Annotated in this window: 22 protein-coding genes; all 22 read right to left on the bottom strand. The window is 42.4% G+C overall.

Features of this window, described 5'->3' with window-relative positions; genetic code table 11:
* Nucleotides 1-15: 15 nt before the first annotated feature.
* The 22 genes from dapG to KYJ26_RS18440 all read right to left on the bottom strand — a co-directional run bounded on the left by dapG (nt 16) and on the right by KYJ26_RS18440 (nt 25,998).
* Nucleotides 16-1,254 (bottom strand): aspartate kinase, encoded by a 1,239-nt coding sequence (gene dapG / locus KYJ26_RS18335; RefSeq protein WP_219168825.1) that lies wholly within the window; start codon nt 1,252-1,254, stop codon nt 16-18.
* Nucleotides 1,255-1,342: 88 nt separating this feature from the next.
* Nucleotides 1,343-2,389 (bottom strand): aspartate-semialdehyde dehydrogenase, encoded by a 1,047-nt coding sequence (gene asd, locus KYJ26_RS18340; RefSeq protein WP_257475122.1) that lies wholly within the window; start codon nt 2,387-2,389, stop codon nt 1,343-1,345.
* A 215-nt stretch (nt 2,390-2,604) separates the two neighbouring features.
* Nucleotides 2,605-3,201, bottom strand: coding sequence for a dipicolinate synthase subunit B (dpaB, locus tag KYJ26_RS18345; RefSeq protein WP_219169351.1), 597 nt, complete (start codon nt 3,199-3,201; stop codon nt 2,605-2,607).
* Nucleotides 3,195-4,097, bottom strand: coding sequence for a dipicolinic acid synthetase subunit A (dpaA, locus tag KYJ26_RS18350; RefSeq protein ID WP_219168826.1), 903 nt, complete (start codon nt 4,095-4,097; stop codon nt 3,195-3,197). The genes dpaB and dpaA overlap by 7 nt, the downstream gene beginning before the upstream one ends.
* A 173-nt stretch (nt 4,098-4,270) precedes the next feature.
* On the bottom strand, nt 4,271-4,504 hold the full coding sequence (locus tag KYJ26_RS18355) for a YlmC/YmxH family sporulation protein (protein WP_219168827.1): 234 nt from the start codon (nt 4,502-4,504) through the stop codon (nt 4,271-4,273).
* A gap of 134 nt (nt 4,505-4,638) precedes the next feature.
* A complete protein-coding gene (locus KYJ26_RS18360) occupies nt 4,639-5,880 on the bottom strand; it encodes a M16 family metallopeptidase (protein ID WP_219168828.1) in 1,242 nt (413 codons plus the stop codon).
* A 28-nt stretch (nt 5,881-5,908) separates the two neighbouring features.
* Nucleotides 5,909-6,913, bottom strand: coding sequence for a polysaccharide deacetylase family protein (locus KYJ26_RS18365; RefSeq protein WP_219168829.1), 1,005 nt, complete (start codon nt 6,911-6,913; stop codon nt 5,909-5,911).
* A 145-nt stretch (nt 6,914-7,058) separates the two neighbouring features.
* On the bottom strand, nt 7,059-9,182 hold the full coding sequence (pnp, locus tag KYJ26_RS18370) for a polyribonucleotide nucleotidyltransferase (RefSeq protein ID WP_219168830.1): 2,124 nt from the start codon (nt 9,180-9,182) through the stop codon (nt 7,059-7,061).
* A 340-nt stretch (nt 9,183-9,522) separates the two neighbouring features.
* A complete protein-coding gene (gene rpsO / locus KYJ26_RS18375; protein ID WP_034760125.1) occupies nt 9,523-9,792 on the bottom strand; it encodes a 30S ribosomal protein S15 in 270 nt (89 codons plus the stop codon).
* Between the two features lie 135 nt (nt 9,793-9,927).
* Nucleotides 9,928-10,878 (bottom strand): bifunctional riboflavin kinase/FAD synthetase, encoded by a 951-nt coding sequence (gene ribF / locus KYJ26_RS18380; protein ID WP_219168831.1) that lies wholly within the window; start codon nt 10,876-10,878, stop codon nt 9,928-9,930.
* 18 nt (nt 10,879-10,896) lie between these two features.
* On the bottom strand, nt 10,897-11,805 hold the full coding sequence (truB, locus tag KYJ26_RS18385; protein ID WP_219168832.1) for a tRNA pseudouridine(55) synthase TruB: 909 nt from the start codon (nt 11,803-11,805) through the stop codon (nt 10,897-10,899).
* Between the two features lie 99 nt (nt 11,806-11,904).
* Nucleotides 11,905-12,273, bottom strand: a complete 369-nt coding sequence (gene rbfA / locus KYJ26_RS18390) for a 30S ribosome-binding factor RbfA (protein WP_060669663.1) — start codon at nt 12,271-12,273, stop codon at nt 11,905-11,907.
* Nucleotides 12,274-12,327: 54 nt separating this feature from the next.
* The gene (locus tag KYJ26_RS18395; protein WP_219168833.1) at nt 12,328-12,606 is read right to left on the bottom strand and encodes a DUF503 domain-containing protein; all 279 of its coding nucleotides are present in this window, start codon (nt 12,604-12,606) and stop codon (nt 12,328-12,330) included.
* Nucleotides 12,603-14,765 carry a translation initiation factor IF-2 gene (gene infB, locus KYJ26_RS18400; RefSeq protein WP_219168834.1) on the bottom strand — a complete coding sequence of 721 codons (2,163 nt, stop codon included), beginning with the start codon at nt 14,763-14,765 and terminating at the stop codon, nt 12,603-12,605. Before infB ends, KYJ26_RS18395 begins: the two co-directional genes overlap by 4 nt.
* Before the next feature lie 4 nt (nt 14,766-14,769).
* Entirely contained in the window at nt 14,770-15,087 is a 318-nt protein-coding gene (locus KYJ26_RS18405; protein ID WP_219168835.1) for a YlxQ family RNA-binding protein, read from the bottom strand.
* Between the two features lie 10 nt (nt 15,088-15,097).
* Entirely contained in the window at nt 15,098-15,367 is a 270-nt protein-coding gene (gene rnpM, locus KYJ26_RS18410; RefSeq protein ID WP_098351742.1) for an RNase P modulator RnpM, read from the bottom strand.
* Nucleotides 15,368-15,379: 12 nt separating this feature from the next.
* The gene (gene nusA, locus KYJ26_RS18415; RefSeq protein WP_061809955.1) at nt 15,380-16,513 is read right to left on the bottom strand and encodes a transcription termination factor NusA; all 1,134 of its coding nucleotides are present in this window, start codon (nt 16,511-16,513) and stop codon (nt 15,380-15,382) included.
* A 35-nt stretch (nt 16,514-16,548) separates the two neighbouring features.
* Nucleotides 16,549-17,019: a ribosome maturation factor RimP gene (rimP, locus tag KYJ26_RS18420; protein ID WP_098351744.1), complete on the bottom strand. Its 471-nt coding sequence runs from the start codon at nt 17,017-17,019 to the stop codon at nt 16,549-16,551.
* Nucleotides 17,020-17,205: 186 nt separating this feature from the next.
* Nucleotides 17,206-21,525 carry a PolC-type DNA polymerase III gene (locus tag KYJ26_RS18425; protein WP_219168836.1) on the bottom strand — a complete coding sequence of 1,440 codons (4,320 nt, stop codon included), beginning with the start codon at nt 21,523-21,525 and terminating at the stop codon, nt 17,206-17,208.
* A 101-nt stretch (nt 21,526-21,626) separates the two neighbouring features.
* A complete protein-coding gene (locus tag KYJ26_RS18430) occupies nt 21,627-23,330 on the bottom strand; it encodes a proline--tRNA ligase (RefSeq protein WP_219168837.1) in 1,704 nt (567 codons plus the stop codon).
* A 147-nt stretch (nt 23,331-23,477) separates the two neighbouring features.
* The gene (gene rseP / locus KYJ26_RS18435; protein WP_219168838.1) at nt 23,478-24,734 is read right to left on the bottom strand and encodes an RIP metalloprotease RseP; all 1,257 of its coding nucleotides are present in this window, start codon (nt 24,732-24,734) and stop codon (nt 23,478-23,480) included.
* A 121-nt stretch (nt 24,735-24,855) separates the two neighbouring features.
* The gene (locus KYJ26_RS18440; RefSeq protein WP_219168839.1) at nt 24,856-25,998 is read right to left on the bottom strand and encodes a 1-deoxy-D-xylulose-5-phosphate reductoisomerase; all 1,143 of its coding nucleotides are present in this window, start codon (nt 25,996-25,998) and stop codon (nt 24,856-24,858) included.
* Nucleotides 25,999-26,001: the final 3 nt, after the last annotated feature.

The following is a 26,001-nucleotide window of genomic DNA, read 5'->3' on the forward strand; positions in this document are numbered from 1 at the left end:
ACTCTCCTCTTGTGATTATCCCACTTTGAATGCAGCACTTCTCTCTTGTAATTGAAACGTATCATGCAGGGCATTGATGGCATTGATCAAGTCCATTTCTTTCACCAGCACCCAAATGGTCGTATGACTGTCCGCAGATTGAAGAATGCGAATCCCTTCATTGGAAAGGGAAGAAACAATGGCAGAGGTCACACCCGGTACTCCGGTCATTCCCGCTCCAACCACTGAAATCTTTGCACACTCCGATTCAATAACGGGGTCATGCCCCATGTTCCTAAGAACATTTATTGCATCATCAGCAACTGACGACCCCACGGTGTAAACGACTCCCCTTGGGGATATGTTAATGAAATCTACACTTATCTCCTCTTTGGCCATAGCCTTAAAGACCTCAGCTTGAAGATTGTATTGATCTTCCTTAGCAAACACTTTAATTTGGGTTAGGTTGGATACATGAGCAATCCCTGTTACGGGATGACTCCTGAACTCTTTGTGCGCTTTCGTATTCTCAAGCGTGGTAACAAGGGTACCTTCGCCATTAGAGTATGTGGAGCGAATCCTGATTGGAACATTCGAATTCATGGCAATCTCAACCGCCCTGGGATGTATCACCTTGGCACCCTGGTATGCCATATTACATACTTCGTTATACGAAACAACCGTAATGGGTCTTGCCTTGGAAGAAATCCGTGGATCGGCGGTCATGACTCCCTCCACATCTGTGAATATATCAATGTAATCCGCTTTTAATGCGACGCCAAGTGCTGAAGCTGACGTATCACTTCCACCTCTGCCGATGGTTGTGATATCTCCATCCTTCGTTGCTCCCTGGAAGCCTGCAACTACCACGACATCATGCCGCTCGAGTTCATTTACCAAACGAGTGCATTTCATCTCGATGATCTTTGCGTTGTTAAAATCATTATTTGTCCGGAAGCCGGCCTGGGCTCCGGTAAGAGCTGTTGATCGGATCCCATGCTCTAGAAGCATATTGGAAAATACAAGGCTCGAAATGATCTCTCCACATGACAACAAGAGGTCCTGCTCCCTCTTACTGATTGAAGTATTCCTGCCTCCGATTAATGATAATAGTGAATCTGTCGCATAGGGTTCACCTTTTCTTCCCATTGCCGAAACGACTACCACCACTTTATATCCTTTTTCGATTGCTTGTTTCGTATGAGCCATTGCCTTGAGGCGGCTTACCTCGTCACGTACAGAAGTTCCACCAAATTTTTGAACGATCACTTTCATGACTACACCTCATTGTCATATGTTCAAGAGGTATGATAAAAATAGTAGTGGATTGATAGACATCTTCAGCTGGATCGATCCCTCTTTATTATTTAATTAAACCAAGCTTCATTAAACTTTCTGCGATCTGGACCGAGTTCCAAGCCGCTCCCTTCAGTAAGTTGTCAGATACAACCCACATATGGAAGCCCCTATCTTCATCAAGATCTTTACGCACCCGGCCTACAAATACATCCGGTTTTCCCACTGCATGAGCAGGCATTGGATATATTTGTTCTTCAGGAATGTCCTCAAGCGTTACGCCTGGCGCTTCCCGGAGAAGTTCATGGATCTCACTCACTGAAACAGAATCCTTCTCAATTTCAATATATACACTTTCAGAGTGACCTGTTACAACCGGTAATCTGACACAAGTAGCAGAAACCTTTAACGAAGGCATATGCATGATTTTTTTTGTTTCATTGATCATTTTCATCTCTTCAAACGTAAATCCGTTATCCTGAAATGTATCAATTTGTGGTATCGCATTGTATGCAATTTGATAATGTTTTTTGTCCCCTTTAACAGGTAAAACAGCAGGCTCAAAGGATTCCCCTGATAAAATGGCCTGTGACTGGGCATGAAGTTCATCTATTGCAACGGCCCCTGCACCTGAAACAGCTTGATAGGTAGAAACAATCACTTTCGTGAGGCCATATTGTTTGCGGATGGGCTCAAGTGCTGCAACCATTTGAATAGTCGAACAGTTAGGATTGGCAATAATTCCATTATGCTTCTTGATATCCTCTTCATTCACTTCCGGTACTACAAGTGGAACATCAGGATCCATCCGGTACGCACTTGTATTGTCCACAACGACTGCCCCGCGTTTTACGGCTTCAGGAGCAAGAAGTTTGGATACACTACCCCCTGCACTAAATAATGCAATATCGACTCCTTCAAAGCTTTCAGGCTTCGCTTCTTCTACCGTCCATTCCTTGCCTTTAAACATAACAGTGGATCCAGCTGATCGAGCTGATGATAACAAGGTCAATTGTTTTATAGGAAAATCCCTTTTATCTAAAGTTTGAAGCATCTGCTGTCCTACGGCACCTGTGGCACCCACAACAGCTACATGTAATCCCGTTGTATTCAAAATCTTCTCTCCTTCCAACCATTCAGTATTTTCATAGTACAATAGGTAAATGAATTTAGTCTATTACTATAATAAAGAATATTTTAACATAAACAATTATTCGACAATAGGAATTTTTTATTTCAAGTTGCGGTTCTTTCATTTAAGCAGCCTTCTTATACATGCATGAAAAGAAGGTCATCATAAAAGGATAATGAGATGACCTTCTTCCTGTATTAATCCAAATATCTTTCAATGATGACGGGTTGAAGCTGCCTTCCTTCCATCGCTGCTTCTATTGTTTCCTGGATCAGTGTCATCCTGGCCACCATTGATTTAGGCTTAGCAACAGGTGCATCCTGCCCAAATGGAATAAAATAGATGTCTTTTGTCGAAATTAATCGCATCAAATTCACACCATTTAATCCAAGAGCATCATTTGTGGAAATACCGAGCACCACAGGACGATGATTACGAATCGTTGCCTTAGCAGCCATCAATACAGGAGAATCGGTCATGGCATTGGCAAATTTACTCATAGAATTTCCTGTTAAGGGTGCAATCACCATGCAATCCAATGGGATCTTCGGACCAAGTGGCTCTGCCTTGACGATTGAATCGATGACTTTATGACCTGTTACTTCTTCGATTCGTTTGATCCAATCTTCCCCTTTACCGAATCTTGTCTCGGTGTTCATAACGGTTGATGTCACAATCGGCATGACTTCCGCTCCATTATTCACTAATCGCTCGATTTCCGGGAATACTGCATCATACGTACAGTGAGATCCTGTCAAACCAAACCCGATACGTTTTCCTTTCACACTCATGATGAACTCTCCTTTCCTAAATCAAAATCCTTCTCTAATAATTGACAAAGGACATTCGCCAGTATCTGCCCAGCCGTTTTCGGTGCTACAATTCCAGGGAGCCCTGGGGCTAATAGCGCTTTTATTCCACGCTTTTCTGCATAACGAAAATCTGTACCACCAGGCTTTGAAGCAAGATCGATGATTAACGTATGTGCAGGCATCTTAGCAATGACAGCAGCCTTCACGATATGCACTGGAATTGTATTAATACAAATGTCACAATTCTCAACTTCTTTTTCCAGATTATCCAAGTGAAATGGCACTAACCCCATTTCCGTCACCCTTGCCAGATGTTCACTTTTACGAACCCCGACCTTTACTCTTCCACCTAAATGATGAAACGTTCTAGCTACACTCATACCGACTCTCCCGAGACCCAATATGATGATGTCAGATCCATGTATAGTAAAGTCTGTATGTTGAATAGCCATCATAATCGTTCCCTCTACTGTAGGAATGGAATTATAAATGGCAACGTCGTCCCTTTCAAACAACTGAATAAGTTTACGGTTCGTTGAAGTCATGATTTTATCCAAGTATGCATTACTAATTCCTGAATAGATCGTACAGTGCTCTGGCGTCTCAGCTACAATTTCTTCGGTTAACATGATTTTCTCATTGGAAAAAATCGTATCTATTTCTCCTTGAAGATTCGTGCCTGGTACAGGTAATATGATGGCATCAATCAACGAAAAATCCACTTCATCAAGTTTTTCCTTCGAAGCCCCTGTAAAGGCATGATCTAGTTGTTCAAAACCTACGAGCGATATTTTGGCATCCAACTCTGTAAGCTTTCGAATGATCTCAAGTTGACGAGCATCTCCGCCTAGAACTGCGATCTGCATTCCAGTCAGCATCACTGATTTCACCTACTTTTAACATAATCGCTATTCTAAATCCCTTTTCACTTCAACAGTGTATGTTGCACCTGACCAATGGGTGAGAAGAAAAGGGGCATATGAACGTTTTGAAAAAGTAATCAAAAAAAATAAACGGGCACTAACCCGTTTACACAATTGTATTGTTTCAGTTATTCTTCCGATACTTCCAAAATGATCATGTCTGCCCCAATCGTCCAGATTTGATGCCAGGGCACCCTGATTTCTCCACTTTGCTTTCTCAACCATTTTCCTGTTGGTATGATGAGGGCGTTGATACTGCCTGACTTATCATTGAATTCAAGATCAGTTTGACCCAGGATGCCTAAACGTTCCGCTTTTTTATAATCAACGATTTCTTTCCCGCTTAATTCACTTAGCCTCATTATTAGTATCCCTCCAAAAAAATGCTCTTTAGTACAATGTATACACTGTCCATTGTTTTAGAAGCAGAAAGTTTAACCTCGGTGGAGAGGATTGGCATGTAAAAAAGCAGACCAATAAAGTCTGCTTTTCTTGATTAATTCTTCATATTTTTTGGCAGAACTCCTTCAGGGCTGATAAGAGCCGAAGCATAATCATCTGTAAAGATGCTCAAGGCCAGTCTATTGACTTTATCCATCGTCACACCATCAATTTCTTCGACGATTTCATCCAGGGTACGGTGACGTTTCAATAGTAATTCATTTTTGCCATTTCTGCTCATGCGGCTATTGGTACTTTCCAGACTCAGCATCAGGTTCCCTTTTAATTGCTCTTTGCTGTTGAGTAATTCTTTAGAGGTGATTCCATCTGCTTTCAGTGTTTCAAGTGTACTGTTTATCGTATCGAATAATTGATCTAACTGATTTGCCCCCGTGCCTCCGTAAATGGTCACCATGCCGCTGTCCTCGTATGCTGAGTGGTATGAAAATACAGAGTATGCAAGTCCTCTCTGTTCTCGAACCTCCTGGAACAGACGGGATGACATACTGCCGCCCAATACGTTATTTAACACAATCAAATTGTATATATCAGGATGACCGATTTTAAGACCATCGAAACCTAAGCATAAATGGGCTTGTTCCGTGTCTTTCTTACGGGCGAGCTTGTTGTTGTGAAAAACAGGTTTCATACGATCTTCCGGCCCTTTGCCACCTTCATAGGACCCGAATAGCTTTTCGACTTCCTTGATGAATGTTTCGTCGACATTGCCTGCAACAGACACGACTACCTGGTCAGGAGTATACATATCATGCATGTACTCCTTTAACTTAGCCTGATTGAATGAGTTCAATGTGTCTTCGGTACCAAGGATCGGATACCCAAGTGGATGCTCTTCATAGATGGCTTTACTTAGTAAATCGTGAACGATATCGTCCGGAGTATCTTCATACATTTTGATTTCTTCATATACGACATTTTTTTCCTTCGTCAGTTCTTCTTCAACATAAGTTGAATTAAAAAACATATCTGAAAGTGTATGTAATGCGTAGTCGGCATGGTTGTCCAACACTTTTGCATAATAACAGGTATATTCCTTTGAAGTGAATGCATTGACCTGTCCGCCGATACTGTCGAATGACTCTGCTATTTCGCGTGCAGTCTTAGTCTTTGTACCTTTAAAGAACATATGCTCCAGAAAATGGGAAATTCCATTATTTTGTTCTGTTTCATTTCGTGAGCCGGTCCCAATCCAGACTCCTATTGCTACGGAGCGAACGTGTGGAATTTCTTCCAGCACGATTCGCAGTCCATTTTGGCATGTATATTTCTTAATCAAGAAAGTTCCTCCTATTCATGATGCAAAATTACTGCTTCTTCTTACTATTTCCCTGTTGTGACGAATTATCTGCATCATCTACGATTCTCTCTTCTTTTACTAAACTTGAGATCGTACCGAGCCGCAAATCTTTGTCTTTTATTTGAAGGATCAACGAATTTAAGGAATTCGCAGTTGAAGCTGTCGGATGCATGAGCACAATCGCGCCGTTGTGCATCTTTCGCATTACGCGTTCAATCAATACATCCGGCTGTGGCTTTTGCCAATCAATCGTGTCCACACTCCACATGATAGTCCTCATTTGCATTTCATCCGCAATGCTCACAACTTCATCCCGGTAACTGCCGCTTGGAGGAGCAAACCATTTCACTTTTTCCCCCGTAGTCACTTCAATCATTTCGTTCGTCTTTTTTAATTCCTCTCGTACCTTGGCGGTTTCTAACGTCTTCATATCCGGATGGGAGTAGGAGTGGTTACCCACCTCATGACCCGCATCCACAATCATCTTCGCCAGGTCCGGGTTATTCTTGACCCATCTCCCCTCTAGAAAGAACGTAGCATATACCTGATGTTTTTTCAAAGTTGCAAGCATATCGGGAATGTATTCATTGCCCCAAGCTACATTGATGATAAAGGACACCATGGGTTTATCAGGATTTCCGCGATAAACTGGTGAAGCGGGTAAATCTGGTAAATGTTTTTCAGGTGGTATTTGCTTGTAAATCAGTTTATCTTCATCAAACGATTTTTCTTTTTTCATATTTTTCAAGGATGCCTCTACATCTACTTTTAATCCATTATATCCTGGTGTAGCTTTCCAAACCGTATCGATTACAGCATCCTGGGCTGGAATTTCTCTCGATTTCGCTTCCTCTTTTATTATGCGGGTCAAGTCATTAGTCCCACTATCCCCATTCACAACTACCGCTTCTTGTTTTAATCCCGTCACATATCGATCTGTTATAGGATTCTCTACAACTACTAAAGTCAGAATAGCAATTAGACTAATTCCAATCAAGTATTTTTTTTCCATCCCTGTCCACCTTCCTTCTCCTACAAACATATGTAGGAAAAGAATAGCGTAGAACATCCGGCGCTAAAGCCGTTCAACAGATAAAAAAAGCCGTCCCGGAGGAGAGAAATTGCTCCTTACAGGACAGCCTGCCATTCTTTAAAGATTAACCTTGGTTTTGTTCTTCTTTTTCTCGCTGTTCTTTAAGAACGGCTTTTCTGGATAAGTTGACTCTTCCTTGATTATCGATGTCGAGTACTTTTACAAGGATTTCATCACCTATTGCCACTACATCTTCCACCTTGCGAATACGTTCTTCTGCAATCTCAGAAATGTGGACCAGGCCGTCTTTGCCACTGAAGATTTCTACAAATGCACCGAATTTCTCAATTCGTTTTACTTTTCCAAGATACATTTGTCCAGCTTCCACTTCTCTGACGATATCTTCAATCGTTTTCTTAGCCACTTTGTTCATCTCTTCGTCAGTTGAAGAAATGAAGATTGTACCGTCCTGTTCGATATCAATCTTAACACCAGTCTCATCGATGATTTTATTGATTTGTTTACCACTTGGTCCAATAACATCTCTGATCTTATCAGGATTGATATGCATCGTCAGGATCTTAGGTGCATATTGAGAAAGACTTGTTCTTGATTCTCCGATTGTAGAAAGCATGCTCTCTAGAATCTGCATTCTTCCTTTTTTCGCTTGTTGAAGGGCTTCTTCAAGGATTTCACGTGACAGTCCATCAATCTTGATATCCATTTGAAGAGCAGTTACTCCTTTAGATGTACCTGCTACCTTAAAGTCCATATCACCGAGGTGATCTTCCATTCCTTGAATATCCGTTAAGATAGAATAGTTTTCACCGGATTTGATCAGACCCATAGCAATTCCTGCTACAGGCGCCTTAATAGGCACACCGGCGTCCATCATCGCTAACGTACTTGCACAAATACTCGCTTGAGAAGTAGAACCGTTAGATTCAAGCACTTCAGAAACAAGACGGATTGTATAAGGGAAGTCTTTTTCATTTGGAATGATTGGATCCAGGGCTTTTTCTCCCAGTGCTCCATGTCCGATTTCACGACGGCCAGGTCCTCTGATCGGTCCTGTTTCCCCTACACTGAATTGAGGGAAATTGTAATGGTGCATGAATCGTTTTGATTCTTCGATTCCTAACCCATCAAGAACCTGTACATCACCTAAAGCACCCAGCGTACAAATACTTAGTGCTTGAGTTTGTCCACGAGTAAATAATCCTGAACCGTGTGTTCTTGGCAATAAACCGACTTCTGAAGAGAGTGGACGGATTTCGTCTACTTTACGACCATCAGGACGGACTTTATCTTCCGTTATCAAACGGCGAACTTCATTTTTCACAAGTTTGTCCAATACTTTTTTCACTTGCTTCAGGGCAGCTTCGTCAGCCTCCTTTTCTTCTTCATATACAGCCATTACCTTATCTTTTACAGCTTTTATCGCTTCTTCACGGGCATGCTTCTCCTGGACCTGGATGGCAGGGATCAGTTCGCTTTCACATAATGCACGAACTTCTGCTTCAACATCCTGATCAAGTTCAGCAAGTTGGATATCCAATTTCTCTTTACCGACTTTAGCAACGATTTCCTCCTGGAAGGCAACTAAACGCTTAATTTCTTCATGACCAAACATGATTGCTTCAAGCATTGTTTCTTCCGGAACCTCATCTGCACCCGCTTCTACCATGTTGATGGCATCTTTTGTACCGGCAACAGATAAATGAATTTCACTCTTCTCTAATTCCTCAACTGAAGGATTGATAATGAATTTACCATCAACTAGACCCACGATAACTCCGGCAATCGGACCTTCGAATGGGATATCAGATACAGAAAGGGCTAATGATGAACCAAACATTGCTGCCATTTCAGAAGAACAGTTTTGGTCTACACTCATCACAATGCTGATGACTTGAACTTCATTACGGAATCCATCTGCGAACAATGGTCGGATAGGACGGTCAATCAAGCGGCTGGCAAGGATTGCTTTTTCACTTGGGCGACCTTCACGTTTAATGAATCCTCCAGGGATTTTACCCACTGCATATAATCTTTCTTCATAGTTAACCGTTAATGGGAAGAAATCCAAAGGTTTTGGCTCTTTCGAAGCTGTAGCACTGCTTAATACTGCCGTATCACCATAGCGTACCATTACCGCTCCATTCGCTTGTTTGGCAAATTGGCCAACTTCGACCGTTAATTCTCTTCCAGCCCAATCAATGGAAAAGGTTTGTTTAGTTTGTTCCATAAAGTGTACCCCTCTCTTTATATATCACTAAAGGGTTCGGCCTGTACCCAACCCGGATAAACTTAAAAATAATCTATATCATGCACATTTGCGCTGTTATATTCGCTTGAATAAATCTTACTGACTATGTAAATACAGGATGCTGTATCATAGTGGTTGATTGAGCCGTCCATTGGTCAATCGAGTACTCTATGTACATATTATGTATTTTAGACAAAAACAATCAAATTGAATACTTTAAATAAAGAAAATGTATAAAAAGAAGTGGAGGATCATACAAAGATTTCCACTTATGAAAGCTAAAGAAAAAGCGGGACATAATCCCGCTTCCTTTGTCTGTTTATCGACGTAAACCTAATTTGTTAATTAACTCACGGTAGCGTTGTACATCTTTCTTACGTAAGTAAGATAATAGATTACGACGGTGACCTACCATTTTAAGAAGACCGCGACGAGAGTGGTGATCTTTCTTGTGAACGCGTAAGTGATCGTTCAGGTTGTTAATTTCTTCAGTTAGGACAGCAATTTGAACTTCTGGAGATCCAGTATCGTTCTCATGTACTTTGTATTCACTGATAAGTTCGTTTTTACGCTCTTTAGTGATAGCCATCCTTTTCACCTCCTAATAATTTCTTTCAAATCCCCTGTTACTGAGCAACCGTTGGTGAATCGTGATGCCAAGCAAAGGTTCATTTCATACGCTATTTAGAATACTACTCTTTTATATAAAAATCAAGTGTAATCGTTAAATTTTCGTAAAGTAGTCTATAGCCTGGTCCTTATCTTTCTGGATTTGAGAGATTAATTCGTCAATTCCGGAAAACTTCTGTTCATCCCTGATCCTATCATACCATTCTATGAACACTTCTTCTCCATAAATGGAAGTATGAAAATCGAAAAGATGAACTTCAATAGAGAGGGAGTAGTCATCGGGATTCTTGAACGTTGGTTTATAGCCAATGTTGCACACACCGTTGAACCATGTATCATGAATTTTCATCCTGACTGCATAGACCCCCACCTTTGGGGTCAGATAGTTATCAGAAAGCTCGATATTGGCTGTGGGAAAACCTATTTTCCTGCCTCTCTTATCTCCGTGTATGACAGTCCCCTTCATTTTAAATGGTCTGCCAAGGAGCCTCTGTACCCTGTAAACGTCTCCTTCTTTTAGGTTTTCCCTAATTAAGGTAGAGCTCACTTTCATATCCAGTTCATTATCTGTAAGTTTTGAAATAGTCGTGGATGTAAATTTATCCCGTGAGTGAAATGGAAGAGTTTCCATCGTTCCTTTCCCTAGTCTTCCATATGAATAATCATACCCTGCCACTACATGCCTTACATTTAGTCCGATAATATATTGATCAACAAAGTCCTGTGGAATCAAGCTTGCAAATTCTGATGTAAAGCGGACAATAAATAAATAATCCACGCCGAGTCCTTTAATGATTTCTTTCTTATCTTCAAGAGGTGTTATGTAGTGTATATGCTTGTGTTTATGCCCCAATACGACGGAAGGATGCGGGTCAAATGTCATCACAGCGCTACAGACGTTCATATCCTTCGCTGTATCTACGGCTGCCCTGATCACCCTCTGATGGCCTTTATGAACCCCATCGAAATATCCTAGTGCGAGTACCAGGGGGGGGAAATCATTCTTACTAATTGAATGTGGATGATGTACAGTTATTACTTTCACAGTATTTCACCTTTTTCACTAGTCGTTGAAAAGCACTTTGACAGGCTTGATAATCCCAGGCTTGTCCGGATGCCGCTGATAGATGGCAATGACCTTACCTTGATACTCCATCACTACCTCTGGGCCTTCTGGCCAATCCTCAGGCTCTTCTAAGCGTGCTCCGTTCTTCACTTTCTCTGCTAATGTATCACTAATTGCCTTTTTCGGCAAATGAGAAAGCCCCATTTCCAGTGGAAGAAGAAGGTCTTGTGAACGTTCAGTCAGAACGAACTCTTGTATCTCTTCGAAAGTGAAACAATCTTCTTTTCTAAAACTGGCAGATTGCGTCCGGGTGAGGGCGGACATATGAGCAGGATACCCAAGTCTTTTCCCGATTTCAACGGCAAGTGTTCTTACATAAGTCCCTTTCCCACATACTACTTCAAAAGAAAAAGCAGGATTATTCCTGTCTAACTCATTCCAATCCTCCAGTAATTGAAGACTATGGATATGAACCGTTCTTGAAGGCCTGTCAACTTCTATCCCCTGCCTTGCATATTCATATAACCGCTTTCCATTCACTTTGACCGCCGAAAACATTGGGGGTGTCTGAGTGATGTCTCCTGTCAGATCTTGAAGGATTTCTTCAACCTCCTTTCTCGTTATCATTCGGTCTACCTTCTTTTCTTGAACTTTCTCTCCCCACGCGTCTTCTGTTGTGGTGGAGGAGCCCAGGGTGACTTCCCCTTCATAGGTCTTTCCCGATGCCGTAATATACTCTGCTATCTTGGTTGCCCTTCCGATGCAAATGGGCAGAACCCCTGAGACTTCAGGGTCCAAAGTACCGGTATGGCCAACTTTCTTCGTTCTGAGAAGCTTTCTCAGCTTAAAGACACAATCATGGGATGTCATTCCCCGTGGCTTCCATAGGGGCAGGATTCCATTCATCTTTATACCTCCAGTGTGCATTGTAGAATATTTCAAAAAGGAAAACATAAAGGACCGACCCTTTGGAATTGTACTTCCGTCCGGATCAGCCCTTTCATGTTACTCTTCTGTATCTTTAGATTCTTCTGGTTCATCTTGAACTTTTCTTAATAAAGATTCAATATGATTACCATAATCAATCGATTCATCAAACTCAAAAATAATTTCAGGTGTTTTACGAAGGCGGATCCTCTGCCCTACTTCAGAGCGGATAAATCCTTTTGCCTTCGCGAGGCCCTTAAGAGTATTTTCTCTCTGGTCTTCCCCACCTAGAACGGTAATATACACTTTTGCCTGTTGTAAATCCCCGGATACTTGTACATCAGTAACCGTTACAAAGCCAATGCGTGGATCCTTTATTTTGCGTCCGATAATATCGCTGAGCTCTTTCTTCATTTGCTCGCTAACACGATTCGCACGATGGCTCATCAATATCACCTCTTATATTTCGTTAATGGTTATATGTTGATATAAGCCCGTTTATTATAGCGACTCGATTTGGGTATCCAGTCGTTCCCACTCAGGAAAAGAATCCATGAATTTCAATGCGTGTTCGATCTCCCGTTCGCTCGCTCCTTTGGAAGAAGCGACGGCAACGATGGCAATCCTGGTACGCTGCCAAACATCCTGATGCCCGATTTCAGCAACCGATACATTGAATTTTTGTTTAAGGCGTGTCATGATCCTTTGCAGGACAGCCCTCTTTTCTTTCAATGAGTGAGAGTCATAAATCATGCACTCACATTCAACATATGTGATCATTTACGTGTGATTTCTTCCATGATGAAGGCTTCGATGACGTCGCCTTCCTTCACATCATTAAAGTTCTTAATTGTAATACCGCATTCGTAACCTTTAGCTACGTCTTTTGCATCATCCTTAAAGCGCTTAAGGGCATCCAGTTCACCTTCGAAGATAACGATTCCGTCACGGATTAGTCGAACTCCGCTATCTCGTGAAATCTTACCTTCTGTTACATAGCTTCCCGCAATCGTACCGACTTTAGACACTTTAAATGTTTGACGGACCTCTGCCTGACCAATGATCTTCTCCTCGAATTCAGGGTCAAGCATCCCTTGCATAGCGGCTTCGATTTCTTCCATTACCTTATAGATGATGCGATGTAGTCGAATCTCTACGCCTTCTGCTTCTGCCGTACGTTTTGCATTTACATCAGGTCGAACGTTAAAACCGATCACAATGGCATTAGAAGCTGAAGCCAGTGTAATATCAGATTCATTGATAGCCCCCACACCTGTGTGGATGATCCGGATATTTACACCTTCAACTTCAATCTTCATTAACGAGGCTGCCAATGCTTCAACCGATCCTTGAACATCCGCTTTAAGCACAAGGTTCAAGTCTTTCATTTCCCCCTGTTTCATTTGTTCGAACAGGTTTTCAAGGCTTACCTTGGACTTTTCTCCACGCTGGGCTTGAAGCGCCTGGGATGCACGTGCTTCTCCAACAGAACGGGCAGTCTTTTCATCTTCGAATACGACGAAACGATCTCCCGCTTGTGGAACATCATTCAAACCAGTGATTTCAACTGGAGCAGAAGGTCCGGCTTCTTTCACACGGCGGCCAAGGTCATTGACCATTGCACGGACTCGTCCGAATGTAGTTCCTACTACGATTGGATCCCCTACTTTCAACGTTCCATTCTGAACGAGTAGAGTAGCTACAGACCCGCGGCCTTTATCCAATTGAGCTTCAATGACAGTTCCTTGTGCAAGACGATTTGGATTTGCTTTAAGCTCTTCCACTTCACTTACAAGAACGATCATTTCTAGAAGATTGTCGATCCCTTCACCTGATAATGCAGATAATGGTACGAAGATAGTGTCTCCACCCCATGCTTCAGGCACCAATTCATATTCGGTTAATTCCTGCATCACACGATCTGGATTGGCAGCTTCTTTATCCATTTTATTAACAGCAATGATGATCGGTACTTCTGCCGCTTTCGCATGGTTGATTGCTTCAACCGTCTGAGGCATGACACCGTCGTCAGCCGCTACAACGATAATCGCAATGTCCGTTACTTTGGCACCACGTGCACGCATAGTCGTGAAGGCAGCATGTCCCGGAGTATCAAGGAACGTGATTTTCTTGCCGTCCACTTCCACTTGATAAGCACCAATATGCTGAGTGATCCCGCCAGCTTCCCCCGCAGTTACTTTCGTATTACGGATTGAATCAAGCAGAGTGGTTTTACCATGGTCGACGTGACCCATGATGGTTACAACAGAAGGACGTTCTTCTACCTGATCTTCAGTATCTTCAGTGAAATAAACTTCCAGATCTGTAGCATCCACTTTAATTTCTTCTTCTACTTCGACTCCGTATTCCCCTGCAATCAATTCGATTGAGTCCTTATCCAGCTCCTGGTTGATGGTTGCCATGACACCAAGCATGAATAATTTTTTTATGATTTCAGAAGGCTCCTTATGAAGCTTTTTAGCAAGTTCTGAAACCGTTAATGACTCGGAGAACGTTATCTTTGAAGGAAGTTCTTTTTTCTTGGCAGGCTGTTGTTGCTGAGGAGCCTGTTTGAAATTTTTGTTTTGCTTATTTTGTCTGTTATTTTTGTTTTTGTTGTTATTGTTATTATTGAAGACCTTCTTCTCCTTTGATTGGTGCTGTTGCTCGTGTTTTTTTCCTTCACGGCTTTTAGGCGCTGTCTTTACTTTCTCCTTATTAGGAGCATCTTCTGACTTTGCACTTGTTTTTGAATCTTTTTGGGCAGATTGCCCTTTGGAATCACCTTTATACATTGCGTCTAATTTCGTTACTGCGTCATCTTCTATAGTTGCCATATGGTTTGATACCTCAATATTAAGTTGCTTTAATTTTTCGATTACATCTTTGCTTGAAACATTATATTTTTTTGCATATTCATAAACACGCGTCTTGCTCATATGTTCACCCCCACTGAGATTCATCGAGCAGTTCGGATAATTTTTTGGCAAAGCCTGCATCCATGATGGCTACGACTACCCTTGCCTCTTTTCCTATGGCTTGACCTAGATCATGCCTGTTTTCCACTAAGCATACCGGGACATGATACGATTTACATTTGTCCGTGATTTTCTTGTTTGTATTAGCAGAAGCATCTTTGGAAAGAATGACAAGTTTCGCTCGTCCACTACGAACTTCTTTAATAACAAGCTCTTCACCTGAAATAATCTTACGTGCCCGATTTGCCAATCCTAAAAGTGACATCCAACGATTCTGATTCATACGCTAAACGTTACTCCTTCTCCACAAGGCTAATCAATTCATCGTAAAGAGATTCATCTATTTTCGCTTGTAATTGATTGGCTAAAGTATTTTTCTTTTTAGCTTGTAAAATGACGTCTTTATCCTTCGAAAGATAAGCACCACGTCCGGATTTCTTTCCCGTCGGATCGATGGAAACCTCGCCTTCTTTGGATCTAACAATACGAATCATTTCTTTTTTTGGTTTCATTTCACCCGTTGCTACACATTTGCGCAAAGGAATCTTCTTGTTAACACCCATCTTACTCACCTCTTAATCTTGATTTTCAAAATCAATATTTAAAGGCTCGTTGTCGTACTCTTCCTCTTCATCCTGAGGTAAAAAGGCCTCTTCGCGAGGATACAACCCTAATTCCCTTGCATCTGTCTCACTCTTGATATCAATCTTCCAGTTTGTCAACTTAGCTGCAAGACGAGCATTTTGACCGCGTTTACCGATCGCAAGGGACAGTTGATAGTCGGGAACGACGACCCTGGTTGCTTTATCTTCTTCATTCACCTGTACATCCAATACTTTGGATGGGCTTAAGGCATTGGCGACGAAAGTCACTGGGTCTTCCGACCACTGAACGATATCGATCTTCTCACCTTTTAATTCGTTTACAATGGCTTGAACACGGGCACCTTTGGTTCCTACACATGCACCTACCGGATCCACTTCAGGGTTTTCCGCATGAACAGAAATTTTAGAGCGGTCGCCGGCTTCACGTGCCACTGATTTAATTTCCACTGTTCCATCAAAGATTTCTGGAACTTCAATTTCGAATAGTCGTTTCAATAATCCAGGATGTGTCCTTGAAACAAAAATCTGAGGACCTTTTGTCGTCTTCTCTACTTTCGTAATGAACACTTTAATCCTGTCATGAGGTTTATATGTTTCATTTGGCATTTGCTCACTTACAGGTAAAAGTGCTTCGATCTTTCCTAATGCCACATAGATGAAACGATTATCCTGGCGTTGAACGATACCTGTCATAATGTCTTCTTCACGGTCAACAAATTCAGAATAGATAATTCCTCTTTCTGCTTCTCTCACACGTTGAGTCACAACCTGTTTAGCCGTTTGAGCTGCAATACGCCCAAAGTCCTTAGGAGTCACTTCAAGTTCCACAACGTCTCCTACTTCGTAACTTGGATTGATTTCTCCTGCATCTTCCACTGAAATCTCCAGACGTGAATCAAATACCTCATCTACGACTTCCTTCCGGGCGAAGACTCTCATCGTCCCCGTATCAAGGTTAAGGTCTACACGGACATTCTGTGCTTGGTTAAAATTTCGTTTGTAAGCTGAAACAAGGGCTGCTTCAATCGCTTCAATGATGACATCCCTTGCAATGCCTTTCTCTTTCTCTAAAACAGTTAGAGCATCTAATAACTGCGTGCTCATGGTGGTTTCATCCCCCTTTATAATGCGGTTCGTTCCTATGAAAATGTAACAGCCAATCGTGCAATGGCTATCTTATCTGTTGGAATTTCAACCTTCTTTTTTCGAGTCTTAATGGTTACTTCTAGTGATAATTGGTCTGAAGTATAGGAAAGAAGTGTCCCTTCGAAGGCTTTTTCGCCGTTCAAAGGCTCATACGTTTTTACATAAACGTTTTTGCCAATGGCTTTCTCGAAGTCCTTGTCTTTCTTTAAAGGACGTTCAGCCCCCGGTGAAGAAACTTCTAAAAAGTAATTATGAGGAATTGGGTCAATTTCATCTAACTTTTCACTAAGTCTTTCACTTACTATTCCACATTCTTCAATGTCAACACCTGAATCTTTATCGATGAATACACGAAGAAACCAGTTGGATCCTTCTTTTACATATTCCATGTCGATGAGTTCTAAAGACATGTCATCTAAGATTGGTGTAACAATTTCTTCTACAAGTGTTGTTATTTTGCTCATACTTACCTCCTGGTCTATAGGAAAATCTTGCACCAAGACTAGAAATGATAGTTCAAAAAATCTCCATGTAATAACGAAAGAGTGGGGTGCGACCCCACTCTTCTACCTTTAGAGCTATCTTTAGTATTTCCAATAAAAATATACCATAATCAACATTTTTATGCAAACAATTCCCATGGTATCAACTTAAAAGAGGGATAACTGATTCTTTTCAGGTAAAGCTTCCAGGCATCCGTGGTTGTCAAGATATTCTATAATGGTCTTGGATACGCGGCCTCTTTGTTGAAGGTCCTCTTTTGATAGGAATTCCCCATCTTTCCTTGCATTCACGATATTGATGGCAGCATTGGTCCCAAGTCCCGGTATAGAATTAAACGGAGGGATCAGTGTATCTCCATCGATCACAAACTCGGCGGCTTTTGAACGATAAAGATCTACTTTCTGAAACTTATACCCTCTTTCACACATCTCAAGTGCCAACTCAAGGACCGTCAAAGTATTCTTTTCTTTCGGAGAAGCATCCAGGCCTTTACTATTGATTTCCTCTATCTTGGCTCTTACAGCCTGAGAACCTCTTACCATCGCTTCGATGTCGAAATCCTCTGCACGGACGGTAAAATAAGCCGCATAGTAAAGGAGAGCGTGATGGACTTTGAAATAAGCGATACGAACGGCCATTAATACGTAAGCTGCAGCATGGGCTTTCGGGAACATGTACTTGATTTTCAAGCATGAGTCAATGTACCAGTCAGGTACCCCGTTCTTCTTCATCTCTTCCACCCATTCATCCTGCAGACCCTTCCCTTTACGTACAAACTCCATGATTTTAAAGGCAAGTGAAGGCTCGAGCCCTTGATAGATCAGATATACCATAATATCATCACGACACCCGATCACTTCGCTCAGGTTGCATATGTTGTTATGAATGAGCTCTTGTGCATTTCCAAGCCACACATCGGTACCGTGGGAAAGGCCAGAAATTTGGACAAGCTCGGAAAAAGTTGTCGGCTTAGTATCTTCAAGCATCTGACGGACGAACCTCGTCCCGAATTCCGGGATACCTAGAGTACCGGTCTTACACATGATTTGCTCTTCCGTCACTCCAAGTGATTCGGTACCGCTGAAGATTTTCATCACTTCAGGATCATCTGTCGGAATCGTTTTAGGATCGATTCCCGACAGATCCTGCAGCATCCGTATGACAGTCGGATCATCGTGTCCAAGAATGTCCAGCTTCAAAAGGTTGTCATGAATTGAATGGAAGTCAAAATGCGTCGTTTTCCATTCCGAGCTCGAATCGTCCGCAGGAAACTGGATAGGTGAGAAATCATAGATATCCATGTAATCCGGCACTACGATGATTCCTCCCGGATGCTGTCCGGTTGTTCTTTTCACACCGGTGCATCCACTGACCAAACGATCAATTTCTGCCCCACGGATTTGGAGCTGATGATCATTCGCGTATCCCTTAACATACCCATAAGCGGTCTTTTCGGCAACAGTTCCGATTGTACCAGCACGGTATACGTTGTCCTCACCGAATAGAACCTTTGTATAGTTGTGGGCATTTGGCTGATACTCCCCCGAGAAGTTCAAATCGATATCCGGAACCTTGTCCCCTTTAAATCCAAGGAAGGTTTCAAACGGAATATCGTGACCGTCTTTTTTATAAGGAACACCACAATCGGGGCAGTCCTTATTAGGCAGGTCGAATCCTGACCCCACTGATCCATCGTCAAAGAACTCGGATTTCTTGCAGGACGGGCATACATAATGAGGCGGTAAAGGATTTACTTCCGTGATTTCAGTCATGGTCGCTACAAAAGACGAGCCTACCGATCCACGTGAACCGACCAAGTATCCGTCATCCAGTGATTTCTTAACCAGCTTATGGGAGATCAGATAGATGACCGCGAAACCATGTCCGATGATACTCTTCAATTCTTTTTCAATCCTGGCTTCCACGATTTCAGGAAGCTCTTCTCCATAGATGCTTTTCGCCATAGCATAACTCATACGACGCATTTCTTCGTCTGCACCTTCGATTTTCGGTGTATAAAGATCATCTCTGATCGGCTTGATGACGTCTATCATATCGGCAATCTTATTGGAATTATCAACGACAATCTCTTTTGCCGTTTCTTTCCCCAAGAAGGAGAATGCATCGAGCATTTCATTCGTTGTCCTGAAGTGAACATCAGGGAGCTCATGGCGGTTCAAGGGATTCGCCCCACCCTGTGACCCGACCAGGATTTTACGATAAATCTTATCTGTTTCATTCAGGTAATGAACGTTTCCGGTCGCCACCACAGGCTTGTCCAATTTCCGGCCAAGCTCAACGATGTTCTGGATGATATCTTCCAGGTTCTTCTGACTTTGAACGATGTCTAATTCAATTAAATGCTGGTACACTTCTTTCGGATGAACTTCAAGATAATCATAGAATTGAGCCTTTTCTTCGACTTCTTCTTTCCCCTTCTGCATCATCCCTTCGAACACTTCACCTTTATCACAACCAGAGCCAACGAGAATTCCCGCGCGATACTTCTGTAATTGAGAACGTGGAATCCGGGGGACACGGAAGAAATAATTCATATGAGAAATGGATACCAGCTTATATAGATTTTTCAATCCTTCTTCCGTCTGAGCAATCAATGTACAGTGATACGGCCTTGACCGTTTGTATGAGTCCCCTTTTCCCATATAATCATTAAACTGTTTATGATTCGTGATTCCTTTTTCCACAGCATCTTTCAACATTTTCAGTAAAAGATATCCCGTTGTTTCGGCATCATAAATGGCCCTGTGATGCTGTGTCAATTCAATATCGAATTTCTTCGCCAATGTATTTAAGCGGTGGTTCTTGAATTGCGGGTACAGAAGCCTTGCAAGCTCGAGGGTATCAATGACTGGATTGGCAGCTTTCTGTATGCCGGCTTTTTGATATCCTGCATTCAGGAACCCCATATCAAAGGATGCATTATGGGCGACCAGTATATCGTCGCCTACCCATTTATGATATCTATGAAGAACATCATTGATTTCTGGAGCTGTTTGTACCATGTCATCTGTAATTCCCGTCAGCTCTATCGTCGTAGCGGATAACGGATGATGTGGATTGGCAAATGATTCGAATTTATCAATGACCTCTCCATCTTTGATCTTCACGGCTGCAAGCTCAATGATGGTGTCGTAAACCGCCGAAAGTCCGGTCGTTTCCACATCGAACACGATAAATGTGCTATCTTCAAGAGGAAGGTCACGGTCATTATAAGCAATCGGCACCCCATCATCCACAAGGTTAGCTTCCACACCATAGAGGAGTTTAATATCGTTTTTCTTACTTGCGTTGTAAGCTTCCGGGAAAGATTGCGCTACAGCATGATCCGTTATCGCAACAGCTTTATGCCCCCATTTTTTTGCTTGGGCAACCAGGCTAGCCACTGAAGAAACGGCATCCATCTGACTCATGGGTGTATGCATGTGAAGCTCTACTCTTTTTTCATCGGCCGGAGCCGTATCCAGTCTAAGAACAGGCTTAATTTCATTGACATCATTGGCGATCATGACAAGGTCGCGTACAAATGTATCATTTTGAATGCTGCCACGACAGCGGACCCACATCCCCTTTTTCATCATGTTCATGACGGCAGCGTCCTCTTTATCCCTGGAGAACATCTTAACGAGAATGGAACTTGAATAGTCCGTCACCTTAAAAGTCAGTAAAGTACGTCCGCTTCTGAGTTCCCTTGTTTCACAATCGAACACATATCCTTCGATGGCGATACGCCGTTCTTCATCATAAATCTCTTCAATTTTTCGGAAGTCAGCATCGTCCTTGATCGTGAGACCAAGTATGAACGGACCGCTCGGTGCATCACTTGCACCTTCTTTTTCGGCTTTTTCCATTTCAATAAGAGCCTGTTTCGCTCTTTCCTGGTCCTCTTTAAGCTTCTCTTCTAAAAATTTCTCATATTCGTTGTTTTGTTCTTCTACCTGACCTACCTCTGCATCGAGCACCAATTTAGGGAAACCGAAGTTTTCAAATGTCGAGGTAATCATATCACCATATTTCCTTTTCAACTGCGTAGCTTCTGTATCATTAGAAGCCTGAACAATTATTTTGTTTCCATTTATTTTAGGCTTTTGCGTATTTAATAATTTTAATAAGGGCGGAGATATTCCTTGGATTTCTTTCACACAGTCCTGCCAGTAATCCAAGATATGCTGATCCGTCACATTCGGATTCAACACCCTGATCGTATAGCCTACATTCGCGATATGTTTAAAGGATGTTTGCAGCGCGATGGAAAATTTGCTCCATACGTTACAAGGGATGATTTCTTCAAATGTGAAGTGAAAATGCCATTTCTTTTCCTTACGATAAACTGCCAACTTTTCAATTTCAGCGTGTCTGAAATACTGAACAAAGGCATCTTCTGTTAGGCCTAACTGCTGCAGCAGCAATTGAAACCTTTCTCTTTTGCCCAGGGGCTTCTCATCCATGTTCTTTTCCCCCATTTCTATTCGTGTATCATACTTGTTTACAGAATAAAAAGGGCTGACAGCAAAAGGATTGCCTCCTTTAAAGTCGAGCCCTCTTAGGTTTACGAAAGTGTCTTGAATAGTTCTTGCAGCTTGGTCAGGAGTTCATCTTTATGAACCTCCAACATCTCGCCGGTTTTTCTTACCTTTATTTCGACGATTCCTTCTCCCGCTTTCTTTCCGACCGTTATACGGATAGGGAGACCAATCAGGTCTGAATCGGCAAATTTAACGCCTGGACGTTCAGCTCGATCATCCATTAATACATCATACCTGTTTTCTTTGAATGAGGCATATAATTCGTTTGAAAGTGATTCTTGGGCTTCATCCTTCATGTTGATTGGAATTAAATGAAGGTCGAATGGCGCGAGATTCGCCGGCCATACAAGACCTCTATCATCATTGAATTGTTCTGCCACCGCGGCTAAGGTACGGGAAACCCCGATTCCATAGCACCCCATGATAATGGATTGAGATCGTCCGTTTTCATCCAGGAATGAGCTTCCTAAAGCTTCTGAATATCTCGTACCTAATTTGAAAACATGTCCAACTTCAATCCCTTTTGCAAATACAATCGTCCCATTGCCGTCAGGTGAAGGATCCCCTTCCTGAATAAAACGAAGGTCTGCATACTCGGATACCTCGAAGTCACGTACAGGGTTTACATTCTTAAAATGGTATCCTTCTTCATTTGCCCCTGCAACACCATTGCGAATGTATTTGACTGCCTGGTCCGCTACAATCTTTACAGGAAGTGAGCAGGGGCCGATTGATCCAATCTCACATCCGATAACCTTTTTCGTTTCTTCGGCTGACGCTAATTCAACCACATCGGCATTGAAAAGATTCTTCACTTTTATATCATTGATTTCGTGATCTCCACGGGATAACACCAATACATGTTCATCGTCGACTTTAAATAGAAGAGATTTAATGCATCGATCCTTCTCTACGGATAGGAAAGTCGATACTTCTTCTATAGACTTGCTTTCTGGCGTTGACACCTTTTCCAATGTCAACATTTCTTCATTTAATTCGTTGTATGAATCAACCACTTCAGCCATTTCGATATTCGCGGCATAATCAGATGAATCAGAATAGGCGATCGTATCTTCTCCAACCTCTGATAACACCATGAATTCATGGGTATCCTTACCGCCCATGGCACCGGAATCAGCGATGACCGCCCTGAAATTCAAGCCGCATCTACTGAATATATTGGAATATGCCTGAAATAATCCATCATATGTTTCGTCCAGGCTCTCAAAAGACGAATGGAAAGAATACGCATCCTTCATGATGAATTCTCTTCCCCTTAAAAGTCCGAAACGGGGACGTTTTTCATCACGGAATTTCGTTTGGATTTGATACATGGTTAGTGGCAGGCGCTTGTACGATTTGATTTCATCCCTCACTAAGCTTGTAATGACTTCTTCATGAGTGGCTCCAAGGGCAAATTCCCTGTCATGACGATCATTCATTCGCATCAATTCCGGTCCGTACGTTCCCCAGCGCCCCGATTCCTTCCATAGCTCAGATGGTTGGAGTGCAGGCATAAGCAATTCAACCGCACCTGCCGCGTCCAATTCCTCACGGATAATTTCTTCTACTTTTTTTAACACTTTATTTCCCAGCGGTAAAAAGCTATAGATACCACTGGCATTTTGTCTTATGAATCCTGCACGCAAGAGAAGCTGATGACTCTTAATTTCTGCATCAGCAGGTGTTTCTTTCAGCGTCGGGATGAATGTATTTTTTTGCTTCATCTACTAGCACCTCAGTTACCATATATATTATTTATGTAGTGTAAGAATTTCCTTTTCACTATTTTAACTTAAATGAACAGGCAGTGACACCCTCATTTTTTGATTACAAAGGGAGAAACTGCCTGTTTATGATTCATAGATTGAATTCTACAAGAAAAATCTCTGAATGTCGTTCCATGTAACGACTAGCATTAGTACCATGAGAAGGGCAAATCCGACAAAGTGGACCATCCCTTCCATTTGCCGATCAACCGGTTTCCCTCTAACAGCCTCAACCGCAAAGAATAGGAGTCTTCCTCCATCAAGGGCCGGGATCGGTAATAGATTCATGATCCCAAGGTTGATACTTAGGATGGCTGCCCATCTCATTAGATAGTATATTCCGGATTTCGCAACTACATCTGTTGACTGATAGATTCCGACAGGTCCCGATAAGGCGTCGATAGAAAATTCACCCGAAACCAGTTTCCCCAGAAGGACAAAAATCATTTTCGTCCATTCATATGTTTGCTGGGCACTGTTGGTGACCACTTTCAGTGGAGACTTTTCGACCGGGCTATGAACTCCAATGATCCCAATCTCTTCCCCCTCAATTTCCTGAGGTTTTGGTGTTACAGGAATCTCGGTGTTGGAACCCCCGCGGTCAACATTGAACCTGAGTTCATCTCCTGGATGCTTCTGAATGATGGTTACGATATCATCCCATGTGGAGATTTCTTTCCCGTCAATACTAAGGACCACGTCATCCTTTTGAAGCCCTGACTCTTTCGCAGCACCGTCTTCAGTCAATTCTCCCAGTACAGGGTCATTTGTCGGTACCCCTTGTAATAGGCCGACAAGAATGAAGATAAAGAAAGCCAAAATAAAATTGAATAATGGTCCTGCAAAGATGGCCAACGCCCGCTGAGGAAGAGTCTTGGATGCGAACTGCCGGTCCCATGGGGCTATTTGCGTTTCCACACCATCTTCAATGAAAACAGCCTCTCTTGAAATAGAGAATGTTTTCAGCTCTTCCTCATCTTCTTCATATCCACGGATGTGAAGCCTGTGCTCTAAATCCGCTTCTTCCACTTCAATGACACGGATATTCGGATAGCGATCTTTGTTATTCAATACGATTTTAACAATCTTTTCATCCTGGTCCAATACAAGGCCAACACGATGACCTGCTTTAAGCTCCACCATTTCCGGATCTTCCCCCGCCATCCTGACAAAGCCCCCTAGAGGCAATAAGCGAATGGTGTAGGTTGTTTCATTTTTTTTGTAAGAGAAGACTTTAGGCCCGAATCCAATGGCAAATTCCCGGCAGAGAATCCCTGCGCGTTTAGCGAAAATCAGATGGCCCAGCTCATGAAAAAATACTAAAGCCCCAAAAATAACAATAAAGGCAATCACCGTTTGCAAATAAAAAACCACCTTTTTTATAACCTGTTCATAACAGATTTAAATGTTTAAGTTAAACTATAAGAAACATGTCCACTATCAGTCTACGCTCCTGCTCATCCAAACATGCGCAGTTAGTGCATTACACCCAGCTAGCAACGAGTCTGCGTGTCTGTAGATCGATTTCATGAATGGTATCAAGATCAGGGGTATGTATAACATCGTGTGCACTGAGCGCCTTTTCAATATATGTTTCAATATCCAGGAAAGATATCTTATTTTCCAGGAATAGCGCAACGCTTGCTTCGTTTGCCGCATTTAAAACGGTCGTCATACTGCCACCGATCCGTCCTGCTTCATAGGCAAAAGCCAGGCACCGAAAGCGATTCTGATCCATTTCTTCAAAGTGAAGCTTACCGATCTCAACAAGGTTGAGCCGTTTCCCTGGTCTTTGGATTCTGTCTGGATACGTGAGGGCATATTGAATCGGAACGCGCATATCCGGAGTCCCCAGTTGGGCCATCACAGATGAATCATGGAATTGAATCATGGAATGAATGATACTTTCTCTATGTTGCACGACATCAATTTGATCGTATGGGATATCAAATAACCAATGAGCCTCGATCACTTCCAACCCTTTGTTCATCATGGAGGCAGAATCAATGGTGATCTTTGCTCCCATTGACCAGTTGGGATGATTCAAAGCTTCATGAACCGTGACACCGATCAATTCTTCCCTCGTCCTATCCCTGAAACTGCCGCCTGATGCTGTAATGATTAACTTTTCTATATTCTTTTCTTTTTCCCCTTGAAGAGCCTGGAAAATGGCAGAATGTTCACTATCAACAGGCAGCAAGGTTGTTCCTTTGCGTCTTGCCGCTTCCATCACAAGATGTCCCGCGGTTACGAGGGTTTCCTTGTTGGCAATCGCAATCGTTTTCCCTGCCTCGATTGCTTGAAGCGTTGGATATAATCCCACACTTCCCAGTACAGCATTGACGAGGATGTCAGCGTCATGATGACACGCCACCTCTACCAACCCTTCTTCCCCATATAGTATCTTCACAGACGAGGGGATTTCCGTTGATAAGGTTTCGGCATCTTCTTTACGCTGAACAGAAACGAGTCTGGGATTGAATTCCGTGATTATTTTCCTGGCTTCTTCTATATTTTTACCAACAGACATGGCAGTCAGATTGAATTCTTCAGGATGCTCGCGAACGACGTCCAGAGTCTGAAGTCCTATCGACCCCGTAGCACCCATTAAACTGATATTCTTCAACTA

Origin of the sequence: Rossellomorea orangium (genome assembly GCF_019334305.1) — a bacterium.
Classification (GTDB): Bacteria; Bacillota; Bacilli; order Bacillales; family Bacillaceae_B; genus Rossellomorea.

Coding starts and splice junctions, on each gene's coding strand:
- dapG (WP_219168825.1), bottom strand. CDS start 1,254: ATGAAAGTGATCGTTCAAAAATTTGGTGGAACTTCTGTACGTGACGAG.
- dpaA (WP_219168826.1), bottom strand. CDS start 4,097: ATGCTGACTGGAATGCAGATCGCAGTTCTAGGCGGAGATGCTCGTCAA.
- KYJ26_RS18355 (WP_219168827.1), bottom strand. CDS start 4,504: ATGAGGCTAAGTGAATTAAGCGGGAAAGAAATCGTTGATTATAAAAAA.
- KYJ26_RS18365 (WP_219168829.1), bottom strand. CDS start 6,913: ATGGAAAAAAAATACTTGATTGGAATTAGTCTAATTGCTATTCTGACT.
- pnp (WP_219168830.1), bottom strand. CDS start 9,182: ATGGAACAAACTAAACAAACCTTTTCCATTGATTGGGCTGGAAGAGAA.
- rpsO (WP_034760125.1), bottom strand. CDS start 9,792: ATGGCTATCACTAAAGAGCGTAAAAACGAACTTATCAGTGAATACAAA.
- truB (WP_219168832.1), bottom strand. CDS start 11,805: ATGAATGGAATCCTGCCCCTATGGAAGCCACGGGGAATGACATCCCAT.
- rbfA (WP_060669663.1), bottom strand. CDS start 12,273: ATGAGCCATCGTGCGAATCGTGTTAGCGAGCAAATGAAGAAAGAGCTC.
- KYJ26_RS18395 (WP_219168833.1), bottom strand. CDS start 12,606: ATGATCACATATGTTGAATGTGAGTGCATGATTTATGACTCTCACTCA.
- infB (WP_219168834.1), bottom strand. CDS start 14,765: ATGAGCAAGACGCGTGTTTATGAATATGCAAAAAAATATAATGTTTCA.
- KYJ26_RS18405 (WP_219168835.1), bottom strand. CDS start 15,087: ATGAATCAGAATCGTTGGATGTCACTTTTAGGATTGGCAAATCGGGCA.
- rnpM (WP_098351742.1), bottom strand. CDS start 15,367: ATGGGTGTTAACAAGAAGATTCCTTTGCGCAAATGTGTAGCAACGGGT.
- nusA (WP_061809955.1), bottom strand. CDS start 16,513: ATGAGCACGCAGTTATTAGATGCTCTAACTGTTTTAGAGAAAGAGAAA.
- rimP (WP_098351744.1), bottom strand. CDS start 17,019: ATGAGCAAAATAACAACACTTGTAGAAGAAATTGTTACACCAATCTTA.
- KYJ26_RS18425 (WP_219168836.1), bottom strand. CDS start 21,525: ATGGATGAGAAGCCCCTGGGCAAAAGAGAAAGGTTTCAATTGCTGCTG.
- KYJ26_RS18430 (WP_219168837.1), bottom strand. CDS start 23,330: ATGAAGCAAAAAAATACATTCATCCCGACGCTGAAAGAAACACCTGCT.